We start from the raw sequence: 15,112 nt of genomic DNA on the forward strand, positions 1-15,112 counted from the left end.
TTCGCGGATCAGGCTCAGAAGGCCTCTTCGGGCAGCTCCATGAGCTCCTGGCCGGTGGCGGCGAGCACCCGCCGCTCGGCCGCCAGCCTGGGCAGCACGGTCGTGGCGAAGAACGACGCCGCGGCCACCTTGCCCTGGTAGAACGGGTCCTCCGACTCCGCCAGCCGGGCCAGGGCCACCTCGGCCTGGCGCAGCAGCAGCCAGCCGATCACCAGGTCGCCCAGCGAGAGCAGGAACCGGGTGCTGTTCAGGCCGACCTTGTAGACCTCCGCCGGCTTCTCCAGCGAGCCGAGCGCCCAGCCGGCCATGGTGTCGCCCATGACCTTGACCTCGGCGGCGGCCTCGGCGAGCAGCTTGCGCTCCTCCTTGAGCCGGCCGTTGCCCGCCTCGGAGGCGGCGAACTCGTTGATCTCGGCGAGCAGCGCGCCGACCGCGGCGCCCTGGTTGCGCAGGATCTTCCGGAAGAACAGGTCGAGGCCCTGGATCGCGGTGGTGCCCTCGTACAGGGAGTCGATCTTGGCGTCGCGGATGTACTGCTCGATCGGGTAGTCCTGCAGGTAGCCCGAGCCGCCCAGGGTCTGCAGCGAGCGGGCCAGCAGCTCGTACGAGCGCTCCGAGCCGACGCCCTTGACCAGGGGCAGCAGCAGGTCGTTCATGGCCTCCGCGTGCCGGTCGGCCGGGTCGATGAGGAGGGCGTCCTGGAAGGTGGCCGTGTAGAGGACCAGGGCGCGCATGCCCTCGGCGTACGCCTTCTGCAGCATCAGCTCGCGGCGCACGTCCGGGTGGTGGGTGATGGTCACCCGGGGGGCGGACTTGTCGGCCATCTTGGTCAGGTCCGCGCCCTGGTAGCGGGACTTGGCGTAGTCGAGGGCGTTCAGGTAGCCGGTGGAGAGCGTGGCGATGGCCTTGGTGCCGACCATCATGCGGGCGTGCTCGATCACCATGAACATCTGCTTGATGCCCTCGTGCACGTCGCCGACCAGCCAGCCGATCGCCGGGTGCTTGTCGCCGAAGGTGAGCTCGCAGGTCGTGGAGACCTTCAGGCCCATCTTCTTCTCGACGTTGGTGACGTAGGCGCCGTTGCGCTCGCCCAGCTCGCCGGTCTCCAGGTCCACGTGGAACTTGGGCACCAGGAACATCGACAGGCCCTTGGTGCCGGGACCGTGGCCCTCGGGACGGGCCAGGACCAGGTGGAAGATGTTGTCGGCCATGTCGTGCTCGGCGCTGGTGATGAACCGCTTGACGCCCTCGATGTGCCAGGTGCCGTCGGGCTGCTGGACGGCCCTGGCCCGGCCGGCGCCGACGTCCGAGCCCGCGTCCGGCTCGGTGAGCACCATGGTGGCGCCCCAGTTCTTCTCGATGGCCAGCTCGGCGAAGCGCTTCTGCTCCGGCGTGCCCAGCTTCCACAGGGTGTAGGCGAAGTTGGGGCCGGCGGCGTACATGTACAGGGCCGGGTTGGAGCCGAGCACCATCTCGGCCGTCGCCCAGGCGAGGCTGCGCGGGATGCCGGGGCCGCCCAGCTCGGCGGGCAGGTCGAGGTGCGCCCAGCCGCCGTCCACCAGCGCCTTGTACGACTTCTTGACGCCGGCCGGGACGGTCACCGTGCTCGTCGCGGGGTCGAACACCGGCGGGGTGCGGTCGCCCTCCTCGAAGGAGTCGGCGAGCACGCCGGTCGCCAGCCTGTTGACCTCGTCCAGGATGCTCCGCGCGACGTCCTCGTCCACTTCGCCGAAGGGCCCGGTGCCGAGGATCTCGCGTCGACCGAACACCTCGAAGAGGTTGAATTCCAGGTCACGCACGTTGCTCTTGTAGTGGCCCATGGGTGCAGATCTCCTTGAACCGAGGTCTTCATGTACTGGCCAGTAACCTTACCTGCAATGCTACCCGCGGGTAACCCCGCCCATGCGTGGCATGCTCGACTCCATGGACGCCGAAGAACTCGCCACAAGATGGCGGGAGCGACTGGAATCCTGGGCCATCCCCGAGGAGATCCTGGCCAAGGCTCCGGCCGATCCGTGGAGCCACTCGCCGGCCCGGTTCGCCACGCGGACCGACCGGGCGCTGGCCGAGCCCGACGACGGCCCGACCATGACCCGGCTGGCCGAGGCGCTGCCCGACAAGGGCACGCTGCTCGACGTCGGCTCGGGCCCGGGCGCCGCGTCGCTGCCGCTGCGCGAGCGCATCGGCCACCTCTACGCGGTCGACACGTCCGCACCCATGCTGGAGGGCCTGAAGGTGCGGGCGATGAACCTCGGCGTGCCCGCCACCACCGTCGAGGGGCGGTGGCCGGACGTGGCCGACCAGGTGCCGGTGGCCGACGTGTCCGTCGCCGCGCACGTGGTCTACAACGTGCCCGACCTGGCGGAGTTCCTCCAGGCGCTCGACCGCCGCACCCGCGGACGGGTGGTGCTCGAACTGCCCCACCGCCATCCCATGAGCTGGATGACGCCGCTCTGGCGGCACTTCCACGGCGTCGACCGCCCGGTCCGGCCCATCGCCGAAGACTGCGTGGCGCTGGCCGCGGCGCTGGGCTTCCCCGTGCGCGTGGAGGAGCGGGAGGCGCCCCTGGAACGTTTCACGACCGTCGAGGAGCTGGCCGAGAGCGCCTGCCGCCGGGTGTGCCTCGACCCGTCCAGGGTGGAGGAGGTGGCCGAGACCGCCGTCGAGCTGGGCATGTGGCCGGTGCCACGTGACCGGTGGGTCACCGTCTGGTGGGAATGATCCGTTTCGTTCGGCCGTTGTAGGCATTGAGCTGACCGCTCCCGGACGAGACGCGCCGTACCCGGACACGCCAAGACGACGCACGTACCCGTACGTCTCGTCCCAGGAGTACTGATCATGGCGTGGATCCTCATCGTGCTGGCCGGCCTGTTCGAGGTGGTCATGGCACTGTCGCTCAAGCTCAGCAACGGCCTCAGCAACCTGTGGTGGACCCTGTCCTTCCTGGCCACGGCCGCCCTGAGCTTCGGGCTGCTCTCCTACGCGCTCAAGTCCCTGGAGGTCGGCACCGCGTACGCCGTGTGGACCGGCATCGGGGCCGTCGGCACCGCGATCCTCGGCATGGTCGCCATGGGCGACGACGTCTCGCCGCTGCGCCTGACCTCGATCGCGCTCATCCTGGCGGGTGTCGTGGGGCTCAATCTGGCTGGTGGACACTAGTGCGATGATTGAGATCCATGCCATCACCGTCGACGCCGCCGACCCCTACGAGATCGCGAACTGGTGGAGCCGGGCCACCGGGTGGCCGCTGGGCGAGGGTGACAAGCCGGGGGCCGACGAGGTGATGCTGCGTACGCCGCAGGACCCGTTCCTGCTGTTCATCCGCGTGCCCGAGGGCAAGACCGGCAAGAACCGGGTGCATTTCGACGTCAACGGCACCGAGGGCCGTACGCGTGACGAGGAGGTCGAGCGGCTGCTCGGCCTCGGCGCGACCGTCTTCCAGGACCAGCGCAGGCCCGACGGCACGGGGTGGGTGACCATGCTCGACCCCGAGGGGAACGAGTTCTGCGTGTGCCGGAGCGAGGCGGAGAGGGCCTTGCCGGAATGATGTTCTGTCGGTGAGCTGGCCCCATGAGCGTGAGGGCCGTCGTCTGCACTCGCGGCGGCGGCGTTCCCGCAGAGCTGCTGCACCGCCACGTACGCGCTCAGGGAGCGCGGCCGGCTGCTGCACGGCGAGAAGAGGGAGCGCGCCCGGCGGGCGGGAGCCGACGACGTGATCGGCTACGACGGGCTGAAGGAAGCGGCCAGGGCGTGGTCCGTGGACGTGGCCGTCGACCCGGTCGGCGGCGAGCTGTCCGAGCAGGCCCTTCGCGGGCTGCGCGAGGGCGGGCGGCTCCTGGTCGTCGGATTCGCCTCGGGCGGGATCGCGAGGCTGCCGGCCGACCAGGTGCTGCTCCGCAACCGCGCGGTGGTGGGCGTCGACCGGGGCGCGTGGTCGATGGGCCACGCCGCGGAGAACCGGGCCATGGACGACCTGCTGGAGCGGCGGGTCACTGGGAAGATCGTGCTCGTCCCTTCATCGTGAGGGTCAGGATCGCGGCGATCAGGTAGACCAGCGCGCCGTGCCACATCGCCTGCACGGCCGAGCCGAAGACGCCCTCGTCGTCGAGCACGAGCTGCACCGGGTAGTCGAGCACCGCCGTGATCGCGGCGGGCAGGAGCGCGAACTTCCACGGGTGCCGCAGCGACCAGTGCCGGGCCTGGCGGGTGACGCGGTCGCCCTCGTGCGGCTTGGCGACCGCGCCGATCGCGGCGATCAGCGCGAACAGGCTGATGCCGAGGCCCAGGGCCCAGACCAGGTCGCCGCCGCCGGTGATCAGGCCCATCCCGAAGCTGGCGGCCGACACCACGACGCCGCCGATGGCGGCGCTCTTCCAAGGGGCGCCCCGCAGGGCCGCCGCGGACAGTGAGACCTCATCGCGTCTACTGATTTCGTTCATGTCCTCATGGTGCCGCCGCGGGCCCCCAAGAGGCATCGGGGACGGACCCTGACCTGTCCCTGACATGATTCCCATATGACGGAAATCGCCATTGTGCAGTTGGGACCGGACGAAGGGGAGCGGCTGAGGGACGTCCGGCTGCGAGCGTTGCAGGAGTCACCGGACGCGTTCGGCTCCTCCTACGCGCGCGAGGCCGCCTTCTCCGCCGAGGACTGGGCCGAGCGGCTGAAGAACCCGCATTCGCGGTGGTGGGTGGCGGCCGGCGACGGCCTGGGTGACGTCGGCCTGGTGTGCATGCTCCTGGAGGAGTCCGGGGCCCATCTGCTGTCCATGTGGGTCGCCCCCGAGGCCAGGGGACGCGGGCTCGCCTCCCGGCTGGTCGACCGGTCCGTCGAGTGGGCCCGTTCGACCGGGGCCGAGCAGGTGCAGCTCTGGGCCGTCGACGCCAACCACGCCGCCCGCGCGCTCTACGCGGCCAAGGGCTTCGTGCGCAGCGGCAAGGTCATGGCGCTGCCCTCCAACCCGTCCCTGATGGAGTCCCACTACGTGCTGTCGCTGCTGTTCCGGCAGGCGCGCAGGGAGGACGTGCCGGCCATCGTCCGGCTGCTGGCCGACGACCCGCTCGGCGCCGCCCGCGAGGGCGCCCCCGACGACACCCGCTACCTGATGGCCTTCGACCGCATCGAGGCCAACCCGCACGACGAGCTCATCGTGGCCGAGCGGGAGGGCGAGGTGGTCGGCACGATGCAGCTCACCTACCTGGCCGGGCTGTCGCGGCTGGGCTCCGAGCGGTGCCAGATCGAGGCCGTCAGGGTGGCCGCCTCGACGCGCGGCCAGGGGCTCGGCGGCAAGATGATCCAGTGGGCCGTCGACCGGGCGCGGGCCAGGGGGTGCGCGGTCGTCCAGCTCACCTCCGACAAGTCGCGCACCGACGCCCACCGCTTCTACGACGCGCTCGGCTTCACCGCCTCCCACGAGGGCTACAAGCTCTCACTCGGCTGACCCGCAGTCGGCGGCCAGCTGGGTCAGCATCCAGCGGCACCACTCGGCCCGGTGCCGCTCGTAGCTCAGCCCGCAGCGCAGCGTCGCGTAGCCGCCGAACCCGGGGTCGCCGAAGGCCGGCCGGCCGCCGAACGACGCCTCCTGCCGCTCGTAGTCGGCCAGCCGCTCCTCGTGCGCGGCGAGCTGGTCGGCGAACAGCCGCCGCAGCTGCTCCGGCTCGGCCAGCCACGCCGCGTACGTCTTCAGCACCAGCTCGTCGCGCTCCGGTCGCTCGCGCGGTGGCTCGGTGACCCATGCCCGCAGCGCCGCCAGGCCCTCGGCGGTCAGGTGGTAGACCTTCTTGGCCTGCGGCCCCGGCCCGTGCGCGCTCTCGAACCCGACCTGCCCGGCGGCCCGCAGTTTCTGCAGCTCGGCGTGGATCTGGCTGTGGCCGGCCGTCCAGAAGTAGCCGACCGGCCGCCGCATGGCCGCAGCGAGGTCGTAACCGGTGCGATCGCCGCGCGCCAGCACGGCCAGGATCGCGTATCCGAGCGTTGAGGTCATGGTGGGTCCAAGGATATGGTGCTTGCGGCTCTATGTCAGTTCAGACATAGTCAGAAGAAGGGCGCGGCGGCCATGCGAAAGATCGTCGGATGGATGGCACTGCTCACCATGGGGCTGACCGGCTGCGGGGGCACGGTCGGCGCCGGCACCACCGCCGTCCGTACGACGGCCGCCGAGTCCCCCGCCCAGAGCGCGACGACGAGCGCGCCCGCGAGCGCGCCGCCCACCGGCCCCAACGTCTCGGGCTGCTTCACCGAGCAGGACGGCAAGATCTTCACCCACGTCCGCGGCCTGCCCGGCGTGATCACCGGCGACGGCCCGGTGGGCGTGGTGATCAGCTACGAGCGCCGCGGCACCGTGTGCTCCTGGCGCCCGCTGTCGGACCGCCTGGTCGCCGCCGGCTACCGCGTCCTGCTCTACGCCAGGGACGCCGGCCTCCTGCCCGAGGACGGCGCGGTCGCCATGGGCAAGCGCCTGGCCAAGGAGAAGGGCGTCGAGCGGCTGTTCCTGGTCGGCGGCTCGATCGGCGCCACGGCCTCGGTCCCGGCGGCCGAGCGGCTGGGCGCCGGGGTGGCCGGCGTCGTCGCCCTGTCAGGCGAGATCGACAAGGGCGACGCCGCCGCGCTCACCGTGCCGCTGCTGCAGATCGGCTCCGAGCACGACTCCTACGGCGGCGCCGCGTCGATGCGCGAGGCCGAGGCCGCCGCGACCAAGGCCCCGGACAACCAGGTGCTGGTCATCCCCGGCGAGTCGCTGCACGCCTCGGCCCTGCTCACAGGCCCTCACTCCGCCAAGGTGCTCGACACGATCGTGGCCTTCATGGACCGGCACAAGGGCTGATCTCGACCAGGTTGTCGTGGAAGGCGGGCCCGCGGCCCATGTCGCCGTCCCGCTCGGCCACGACCGCGTTGGCGTTCGCGCCGCCCGGGGTCAGCTTCGGCCACCGGCCCTTGGGCGAGGCCACCACGCCGGGCGCGACCCGGTCGCTGATCTCCACGTCGGCCAGGAACTCGCCGCCGTCGTTGTGCACCCGTACGCGCTGCCCGGCCACCAGCCCCCGGGCCGCCGCGTCGGCCGGGTTCACCAGCACGGCCGGCCCCTTGGCCCGCCGCCCCAGCTCCGGATTGTTGGCGAAGATCGTGTTCAGGAACGTGTGCGAGGCCGGCGTGACCAGCGTCAGCGGGTACGCCGACCGGTCGGCGACCGCCGTGTGCGAGGGCACGTACGCCTTCCCCGCGCGCGGGAAGCGCAGCCGCCCGGAAGGCGTCGGGAAGCCCTCGGCGAACGGCGCGAACGGCTTGGGGTAGTTCATCCGCACCCACCCCTCCTTGCGCAGCCGGTCCAGCGTGACGCCTTCGAGCGACGGGTGCCCGCCCGACAGCAGCGACTCGGCCAGCTCCAGGTCGGAGTCGTACAGGGACGGCTCGGTCAGCCCCATGTGCGCGGCCAGCCGGCGGAAGGTCTCGGTCGTGGACAGGCACTCGCCGGGCGGCGGCACGGCGGGCTCGTTCCACAGCAGGTACATGTGGCCGTAGCCGGCGTGCAGGTCCATGTGCTCGGTCTGCATGGTCGCGGGCAGCACGATGTCGGCGTAGTCCACGGTGTCGGTCGGGAACTGCTCCATGACGACCGTGAACAGGTCCTCGCGGGCGAGCTGCCGCCTGATCGCGTTGGCGTCGGGGGTCGAGCCGAGCGGGTTGGCGGCGTACACCCACAGGCACTTGACGTCGTCGAGCTGGGAGCCGAGCTTGGTCATGACCAGCGTGCGCACCGGCTTGGCCAGCAGGTCGTCACGCGTGTCGACGGTCACGCGCACGTGGCCGCTCGTCGAGTACGCCACGCCGCCGCCCGGATGCCGCCAGTCGCCGGTCACGCCGGGGATCGCGGCGATCGTGCGCATCGCGGTGCCGCCGCCGGCGTGCCGCTGGATGCCCATGGTGGCGCGGATCGCGGTCGGCCGGGTGTGGGCCAGGCGCATCCCCAGGCTGTGGACGTCCTCGGCGGGGATGCCGGTGATCTCGGCCACCCGCTCCACCGGGTACTCCAGGATCTCCTCGCGGAACTCCGCCCAGCCCTCGGTGTGCTCGGCCAGGAACTCCTCGTCCTGGGCGTTCTCCGCGAGCACGACGTTGAGCAGCCCGAGGGCGAGCGCGGCGTCCGTGCCGGGCCTGATCGCCAGGTGCTGGTCGGCCTGGTCGGCGGTCCTGGTGCGGATGGGGTCGATGGCGACCACGTGCGCGCCGTCCGCGCGGGCGTCCTGGATGAACTTCCACAGGTGGTGGCCGCTGGTCAGCGTGTTCGTGCCCCACAGCAGGATCAGCCTGGCCTGGGCGAAGTTCTCCGGGTCCATGCCGCCCGCGGTGCCGTTGGCCTTCATCAGCCCGCTGCTGCCGGCCGCCGAGCAGATGTTCAGCCAGTGCTTGGACGCCCCCAGCACGTTCCAGAACCGGCGGCCCGCCACGCCCTCGCAGCCCTGGAGGTAACCCAGCGACCCGGTGCCCAGGTACGGCCAGATCGCCTCGCCGCCGTGCTCGTCCACGATGGCGCGCAGCCGCGCCGAGATCTCGTCGAGCGCCTCGTCCCAGGTGATCCGCTCGAACTGCCCCGACCCCTTCGGCCCGGTGCGCCGCATCGGGTACAGGATGCGGTCCTCCGCCTGCGTGTGCTCCAGGTACCGGTTGACCTTCACGCACAACGCGCCGCGGGTGTAGGGGTGGTCGGGGTTGCCGCGCATCTTGACGGCCTGCCCGTCCTGTACGGTCACGATCCAGGAGCAGGTGTCCGGGCAGTCAAGCGGACATGCCCCCAAAACCCTCAAATCACCCGACATGCGCACAGCCTACGTCGGGAGACAGCCGTGGCGGGTGACCCCCCGCGCCCGCGACACCGCCGAGCCGACCTCGGACAAGAACGCAAAGGTGAACGGTTGGAGTTCCACCGTGTACCCTGCCTCGCGCAGCCTGGCCGCGGCGTTCTCGGCCGACGCGTCGTGACCGGGCCCGCCCGGCCGCGCGGTTTGCCCGCGTACGCCGGGCATCGGGGGCGACGAGGCCGGCGCCGGCGTCGCGGACGTGAACATGCCAGACACGCGGGCAGGTCAATGCCGGTCGGGTCCTCACCCGGTGCGCGCGCCGGAGCGGCGAACGAGGACACTGGAGAACAGAGATCGTATGGTCCGGCCGGGAAGGTGCAGAATCACTGTCGGTGGCCGAAATCAGGGAACGAGACGATGACACGGAGGACCTCGCGGAGGGGGATCCAGCCGTGGCCGAGCCACGCGCCGACGGCGGCGTCTACGTAGTCGAGCCGCTCCTTCCCCAGCGGTTGCGGCGGCCGTCCGACCTGCTGCGCTTCTTCGCGACGCTGGCGGTGCTCGCGGCGGTGATCCTGCTCGCCCTCGTCGCCAAGCAGACGCTCAACGGCCTGGAGCAGGACGTCAAGGTCGGCGCCGAGATGGTCCCGCTGCTCAGCCGGGTCGCGGCCTTCATCGGCAGCGCGGCCGTGCTGATCGTGCCCGCCGCGTTCGCCGTCGAGCGGGTCTTCCACCGCGACGGCCTGCGCGTCGCCGAGGGGCTGATCGCGGCCATCATCGGCATGGCCGGGTCGTTCCTGCTCGGCCAGTGGATCGAGGCCAGCAGCCTGACCGACCTGCGCATCCTGCTCACCGGCGACCGCGCGATCGAGCCGCTGAACACGCTGCTCACCTCGGTGATCGCCTACACCACCGCGGTCCGCATCGCCCGCCGCCCCACGTGGCGCATGCTCATGTGGACCTCGATCGCCCTCTACATCCTCACCTACTTCTCCGGCCGGCAGATCACCCTGCCCAGCGCCATCGTGACCGTCCTGGTCGGCATGGCCATCGGCTACGCCACCCTCTACGGCGTCGGCAGCCCCAACACCCGCCCGCCCGGCAGCGCCGTGGTCGCCGCGCTGCGCAAGCTGTCCTTCTCGCCCGTCTCCGCCCGCCGCATCGAGGACGACCACCAGGGCAGCCGCCGCTACGCCATCGGCCTCAAGGACGGCACCAGCCTCGACGTCACCGTCCTCGACCGCGACCGCCAGGTGGCCGGGCTGCCGTACCGGCTGTGGCGGCGCATCAGGCTCAACTCCGAGACCAGGCGCCGGGCCATCCGCTCGCTCCGGGCCGAGCTGGAACGCGAGGCCCTGATGGCGTACGCGGCCCAGGCCGCCGGCGCCAGCACGCCGCGCCTGCTCGGCACCAGCGAGATCGGCACCGAGGCCGCCCTGCTCGCCTACGAGCACATCGAGACCCGCCCGCTCGACGAGGTGCCCGACGCCGAGATCGACGACGCCCTGCTCGCCCAGATCTGGGAGCAGGTCGAGCTGCTGCAGATCCAGCGGCTGGCACACCGGCGGCTCACCGGCGACAGCATCCACCTCGACCGCGCGGGCCGCGTCGTGCTGACCGACGCCCGCAGCGGCGAGATCGCCGCCGGCGACCTGCTGCTCCGGCTCGACATCGCCCAGCTCCTCACCTACCTGGCGCTGCGCGTCGGCGCCGAGCGCTCGGTCCGGGCCGCCGCCGCCGTGATGGGCCCCGACGCCCTCGCCGCCGCCATGCCGCTGCTCCAGCGCATCGCCCTGACCAGGGAGACCCGCTCGGCCCTGTCCAAGGCCAAGAACGTGCTCACGAGCCTGCGCGACCACATCGTCGCCCTCAAGCCCCAGGGCAAGGTCGAAGAGGTGCGCCTGGAGCGCTTCCGCCCGCGCACCCTGATCACGATCATCGCCAGCACGGTCGCCGCCTACGTCGTGCTGTCCCAGCTCAGCAAGGTCGACCTCTACAAGGTGGTGACCACCGCCAACTGGGCGTGGTCCGGCCTGGCGCTGATCGCCTCGTTCACCAGCTTCGTCGCCGCCGCGCTCATGCTGCGCGGGTTCGTCCCGGAACGCCTGCCGCTGTGGCGTACCGTCCTGGTGCAGTTCGCGTCGTCGTTCGTCAAGCTGGTCGCGCCCGCCGCGGTCGGCGGCGTCGCGATCAACACCCGCTACCTGCAGAAACGCGGCATCGCACCGGCGCTCGCGGTGGCCAGCGTGGGCGCCTCGCAGCTCATCATGCTGGTCTTCCACATCGCCCTGCTGCTGCTGTTCGCCTACATCACCGGCTCCGACGCCGCCACCTCCTTCACCCCCTCGCGCGGCCTGGTCGTGGCGATGCTCGCCATCGCGCTGCTGGTCGCGGTGGTGCTCGGCGTGCCGCCGCTGCGCAGGATGGTGACCGTGCGGATGCGCAGGCTGTTCTCGAACGTGCTGCCCCGCCTGCTCGACGTGCTCCAGTCGCCGGCCAAGATGATCGAGGCCGCCTTCGGCACGCTCATGATCACGATCGCCTTCGTGGCCTGCCTCGACGCCTGCGTCGCCGCGTTCGGCGGCCAGCTCAGCTTCACCGCCGTCGCCGTCGTCTACCTCACGGCCAACGCCATCGGCTCGGCCGCCCCCACCCCGGGCGGCCTCGGCGCCGTCGAGTACGCGCTCACCCTCGGCCTCGTCGCGGCCGGCCTCGAATGGGACCTGGCGGCCTCGGCCGTGCTGCTGCACCGGCTGCTCACGTTCTGGCTGCCGGTGCTGCCGGGATGGGCCGCCTTCACCTACCTCCAGCGGCACGAGGCCCTGTAGGGCCATACAGGACCCCGTGCGCCGCCGGTGATCAGCGGGCCGACGTGACCGGCTCGGTGACCTTGTCGATCGCCGCCAGCTCGCTCTCGGTGAACACCGGGCCGTCCACGCACGCCACGTTGTCCTCCAGCTGCCGGACGCTGCTCGCCCCGATCAGCACGCTCGTCACGCGCGGATCGCGCAGCGTCCACGACAGCGCCATCTGGGCCAGCGTCTGGCCCCGGCCCCGCGCGATCTCGTTGAGGTCGCGCGCCAGGTCCCGGTCGATCTGCTCGGCGCTCAGGAACCGGCTCGTCGCCGCCCGCGAGCCCTCGGGCACGCCCTCCAGGTAGCGGTCGGTGAGCAGCCCCTGCGCCAGCGGCGAGTACACGATGCAGCCCATGCCCGCCTCCTCCAGCACGTCGAGCAGACCGTCGTCCTCGATCCACCGGTTGATCATCGAGTACGACGGCTGGTGGATGAGCAGCGGCGTGCCCAGCTCGCGCATGATCCGCGCGGCCTGCGCGGTCTGCTCGGCCGAGTAGTTGGAGACGCCCGCGTAGAGCGCCTTGCCCGAGCGCACCGCCCGGTCCAGCGCCCCCATCGTCTCCTCCAGCGGCGTCTCCGGGTCCGGACGGTGGCTGTAGAACACGTCCACGTACTCCAGGCCCATGCGGGCGAGTGACTGGTCGAGGCTGGCCAGCACGTATTTGCGCGACCCCCACTCCCCGTACGGCCCCGGCCACATGTCGTACCCGGCCTTGGTCGAGATGACCAGCTCGTCCCGGTACGCCGCGAAGTCCTCCCGCAGGATCCGCCCGAAGTTCCGCTCCGCCGACCCGTACGGCACGCCGTAGTTGTTGGCCAGGTCGAAATGCGTCACCCCGAGGTCGAACGCGCGCCGCAGCACCGCCCGCGAGTTCTCGATCGGCCGGTCGTCGCCGAAGTTGTGCCACAACCCCAGCGACACCGCCGGCAGCCTCAGCCCGCTGCGCCCGCTGCGGTTGTACGGCTGACGCTCGTAACGCCGCTCATCGGCCACGAAGCTCACACCGTCCCCCTCTCGATGATCCACGACAGCGCGAACGCCTCCTCGCGCCAGGCGTCGTACCGGCCGCTGCGCCCGCCGTGCCCCGCGCCCATCTCCGTCTTGAGCAGGAACGGCCCGCCGGACGCGGTCGCCCGCAGCCGCGCGATCCACTTGGCCGGCTCGTGGTAGAGCACCCGCGTGTCGTTCAGGCTGGTGATCGCCAGAATCGGCGGGTACACCCTGCCGTCCACGTTCTCGTACGGCGAATAGCTCTTCATGTACGCGTAGACGTCCGGGTTGTGCAGCGGGTCGCCCCACTCGTCCCATTCGATCACCGTCAGCGGCAACGACGGGTCGAGGATCGTGTTGAGCGCGTCCACGAACGGCACCTCGGCCACCACCCCCGCGAACTCCTCGGGAGCCAGGTTCGTCACCGCGCCCATCAGCAGCCCGCCCGCCGAGCCGCCGCGCGCGACGATTCGCCCGCTCCAGCCGCTCGCCTTGAGATGCCTGGCCGCCGCCACGAAGTCGGTGAACGTGTTCCGCTTCCTGGTCAGCTTGCCGTCCTCGTACCACTGACGGCCCATCTCGCCGCCGCCCCTGACGTGCGCGATGGCGAAGACGAACCCGCGGTCCAGCAGCGACAGCCGGGGCACCGAGAACCCGGGGTCGATCGAGGTCTCGTAGCTGCCGTAGCCGTAGAGCAGCGTCGGGGCCGGCGTCGTGGTGTCCTTGCGCTTGACGATCGAGATCGGCACGCGCGTGCCGTCCTCGGCCGTCGCCCACTCACGGAACTGCTCGTAGTCGCCCGCGTCGTAGCCGCCCAGCACCGGACGCTGCTTGAGCAGGATCAGCTCGTGCGAGTCCAGCTCGTAGTCGTAGACGCTCGGCGGCGTCACCATGCTCGTGTACGCCAGCCGCAGCCGCGTCGTCGTGAACTCGGGGTTGCCCGCCGGGCCGACGTCGTACAGGGGCTCGGGGAAGTCGATCTCGTACGCGTTCCGCTCGGCGCCCTCGATCCGCTCCCGCCAGCCCGCGCCCGCGGCGCTGTAGGGCAGCACCCGCAGGCCGGTCAGGCCGTCCCGGCGGAAGTGCACGACGGCGTGGTCGGAGAAGGCGTCGATCTCCAGCAGCCGGGTGTCCTCGCGGTGCCCGATCAGCGGGGTCCAGGAGCCCGGCTCGTCGATGGGGGCCGTGGCCAGCTCGAAGTTCTCGGCGTTCTCGTTGTGCAGGACGTAGAAGAAGTCGCCCGCGTGCTCGACGCCGTACTCCACGCCGGTCTTCCTGGGCCGGACGACCTGGAACTCGCCGGTGGGGTCGGCGGCGTCGAGGATGCGCACCTCGCTGGTGATCTTGCTGCCCGCGCCCAGCACGAGGTACCGCTCGCTGCGGGTCAGCCCGATGCCCACCCAGTAGCGCTCGTCGGTCTCCTCGTAGACCAGGACGTCCTCTTCCGTCCCGAGCGTGTGCCGGTAGACCTGGTAGGGACGCCAGGCGTCGTCCACCCGCGTGTAGAAGAACGCCGAGCCGTCGGCCGACCAGGCGCCGCCGTAGAAGATGTCCTTGATCTCGTCGGGCAGCACCTCGCCCGTGTCGAGGTTCCTGAACCTCAGCGTGAAACGCTCGTCGCCCTTGTAGTCGGTGGAGTAGGCCAGCATCGTCCCGTCGGGCGTGACGGCGCTGGTGCCGACGGAGAAGAACGCGCTGTCGCCGGCGAGCTCGTTGCCGTCGAGCACGACCTGCTCGCGCTCAAGGCGCTCGCCCGGGGTGATCTGCGGCGGCGCGTCACTGTCGGCCGGCACCCGGCAGGACACCGCGTACTGCTTGCCCTCCTCGGTACGCGTGAAGTACCACCACGCCCCCTTGCGGCTCGGCACCGACAGGTCGGTCTCCTGCGTACGTCCCTTGATCTCCTGGAAGACCTGCTCCTGGAGCTCGGCGAGATGCGCGGTGTGCTCTTTGAGAAAGTCGTTCTCTGCCTCCAGGTACGCCGTTGTGTCCGGGTCGTCCTTGTTGCTTAGCCAGGCGTACTCGTCGATGAACGTGTCGCCGTGATGGATGCGCTCAGTCGGTACCTTCTTCGCCACTGGCGGCGTGTTGCTGCTCACGGGGGGAGTCTATGTTCGGCCGTGATCGTTCTGTGGCCGGGAGAGCTGCCGAACGCGTCCCGAGCGGTCGGGAGCGCTGCTAATCTTTAGAAGCCGACGAGGTGCGGCGCAACCCACTCCCTTCACTCCGGTGACTTTGGTGCGTTGCGACGCGTAACGTCGGCAATCCCTTCTGGCTCGCGGGTTTGAAGATCGGTTCGCTAACCGAGCGACAGGCTGGTAAGTTAGAGGGGTTGTCCCGGAAGCGGGGCGCGACTTAATTCCAGCAGGTCGAGCAAGTCCGGTCAATTTGACAGAGACTTGAACGGCTGAAAGAATTAAGACACAACGAAAGAACGCAAGACGAAATGAACGCCTCTGAACGAGGATCC

At 70.8% G+C, this 15,112-nt stretch carries 13 protein-coding genes and 1 riboswitch; of the genes, 7 read left to right on the plus strand and 6 right to left on the minus strand.

Annotated features, from left to right (window positions below):
- Window positions 1-14 precede the first annotated feature (14 nt).
- Complete coding sequence (locus ACIBST_RS42995; protein WP_397179259.1) at window positions 15-1,820, minus strand: acyl-CoA dehydrogenase; 1,806 nt, start codon at window positions 1,818-1,820, stop codon at window positions 15-17.
- 103 nt (window positions 1,821-1,923) lie between these two features.
- Between ACIBST_RS42995 and ACIBST_RS43000 the strand changes: the two genes are divergently transcribed.
- The 4 genes from ACIBST_RS43000 (at window position 1,924) to ACIBST_RS43015 (ending at window position 4,024) form a co-directional block, all read left to right on the plus strand.
- A complete protein-coding gene (locus ACIBST_RS43000; protein WP_397179260.1) occupies window positions 1,924-2,721 on the plus strand; it encodes a class I SAM-dependent methyltransferase in 798 nt (265 codons plus the stop codon).
- Between the two features lie 23 nt (window positions 2,722-2,744).
- A riboswitch (guanidine-III (ykkC-III) riboswitch) is annotated at window positions 2,745-2,806 on the plus strand.
- Window positions 2,807-2,838: 32 nt separating this feature from the next.
- Window positions 2,839-3,159 carry a DMT family transporter gene (locus tag ACIBST_RS43005; protein WP_397179261.1) on the plus strand — a complete coding sequence of 107 codons (321 nt, stop codon included), beginning with the start codon at window positions 2,839-2,841 and terminating at the stop codon, window positions 3,157-3,159.
- Between the two features lie 4 nt (window positions 3,160-3,163).
- Window positions 3,164-3,547: a VOC family protein gene (locus ACIBST_RS43010; RefSeq protein WP_397179262.1), complete on the plus strand. Its 384-nt coding sequence runs from the start codon at window positions 3,164-3,166 to the stop codon at window positions 3,545-3,547.
- A 117-nt stretch (window positions 3,548-3,664) separates the two neighbouring features.
- Window positions 3,665-4,024, plus strand: coding sequence for a zinc-binding dehydrogenase (locus ACIBST_RS43015; protein WP_397179273.1), 360 nt, complete (start codon window positions 3,665-3,667; stop codon window positions 4,022-4,024).
- On the opposite strand, the gene ACIBST_RS43020 is transcribed toward ACIBST_RS43015, so the two are convergent.
- Window positions 3,990-4,439 (minus strand): hypothetical protein, encoded by a 450-nt coding sequence (locus ACIBST_RS43020; protein WP_397179263.1) that lies wholly within the window; start codon window positions 4,437-4,439, stop codon window positions 3,990-3,992. The genes ACIBST_RS43015 and ACIBST_RS43020 overlap by 35 nt on opposite strands.
- 75 nt (window positions 4,440-4,514) lie before the next feature.
- On the opposite strand from ACIBST_RS43020, the gene ACIBST_RS43025 reads away from it, so the two are divergent.
- Window positions 4,515-5,441, plus strand: a complete 927-nt coding sequence (locus ACIBST_RS43025; protein WP_397179264.1) for a GNAT family N-acetyltransferase — start codon at window positions 4,515-4,517, stop codon at window positions 5,439-5,441.
- On the opposite strand, the gene ACIBST_RS43030 is transcribed toward ACIBST_RS43025, so the two are convergent.
- The gene (locus ACIBST_RS43030) at window positions 5,430-5,984 is read right to left on the minus strand and encodes a PadR family transcriptional regulator (protein WP_397179265.1); all 555 of its coding nucleotides are present in this window, start codon (window positions 5,982-5,984) and stop codon (window positions 5,430-5,432) included. The genes ACIBST_RS43025 and ACIBST_RS43030 overlap by 12 nt on opposite strands.
- Window positions 5,985-6,056: 72 nt before the next feature.
- Here ACIBST_RS43030 and ACIBST_RS43035 point away from each other — a divergent pair, with 72 nt between their 5' ends.
- Window positions 6,057-6,824: an alpha/beta hydrolase gene (locus tag ACIBST_RS43035; protein WP_397179266.1), complete on the plus strand. Its 768-nt coding sequence runs from the start codon at window positions 6,057-6,059 to the stop codon at window positions 6,822-6,824.
- On the opposite strand, the gene ACIBST_RS43040 is transcribed toward ACIBST_RS43035, so the two are convergent.
- Window positions 6,802-8,814 carry a molybdopterin-dependent oxidoreductase gene (locus ACIBST_RS43040; protein WP_397179267.1) on the minus strand — a complete coding sequence of 671 codons (2,013 nt, stop codon included), beginning with the start codon at window positions 8,812-8,814 and terminating at the stop codon, window positions 6,802-6,804. The genes ACIBST_RS43035 and ACIBST_RS43040 overlap by 23 nt on opposite strands.
- A 434-nt stretch (window positions 8,815-9,248) precedes the next feature.
- On the opposite strand from ACIBST_RS43040, the gene ACIBST_RS43045 reads away from it, so the two are divergent.
- Window positions 9,249-11,624, plus strand: a complete 2,376-nt coding sequence (locus tag ACIBST_RS43045) for a YbhN family protein (protein ID WP_397179268.1) — start codon at window positions 9,249-9,251, stop codon at window positions 11,622-11,624.
- Window positions 11,625-11,655: 31 nt separating this feature from the next.
- Here the strand turns inward: ACIBST_RS43045 and mgrA are convergent, their stop codons facing one another.
- Both mgrA and ACIBST_RS43055 read right to left on the minus strand, forming a co-directional pair.
- Window positions 11,656-12,654 carry an L-glyceraldehyde 3-phosphate reductase gene (mgrA, locus tag ACIBST_RS43050; RefSeq protein WP_352361097.1) on the minus strand — a complete coding sequence of 333 codons (999 nt, stop codon included), beginning with the start codon at window positions 12,652-12,654 and terminating at the stop codon, window positions 11,656-11,658.
- Complete coding sequence (locus ACIBST_RS43055) at window positions 12,651-14,741, minus strand: S9 family peptidase (RefSeq protein ID WP_397179269.1); 2,091 nt, start codon at window positions 14,739-14,741, stop codon at window positions 12,651-12,653. The genes mgrA and ACIBST_RS43055 overlap by 4 nt, the downstream gene beginning before the upstream one ends.
- Window positions 14,742-15,112: the final 371 nt, after the last annotated feature.

Origin of the sequence: Nonomuraea sp. NPDC049684, assembly GCF_044465345.1 — a bacterium.
Classification (GTDB): Bacteria; Actinomycetota; Actinomycetes; order Streptosporangiales; family Streptosporangiaceae; genus Nonomuraea.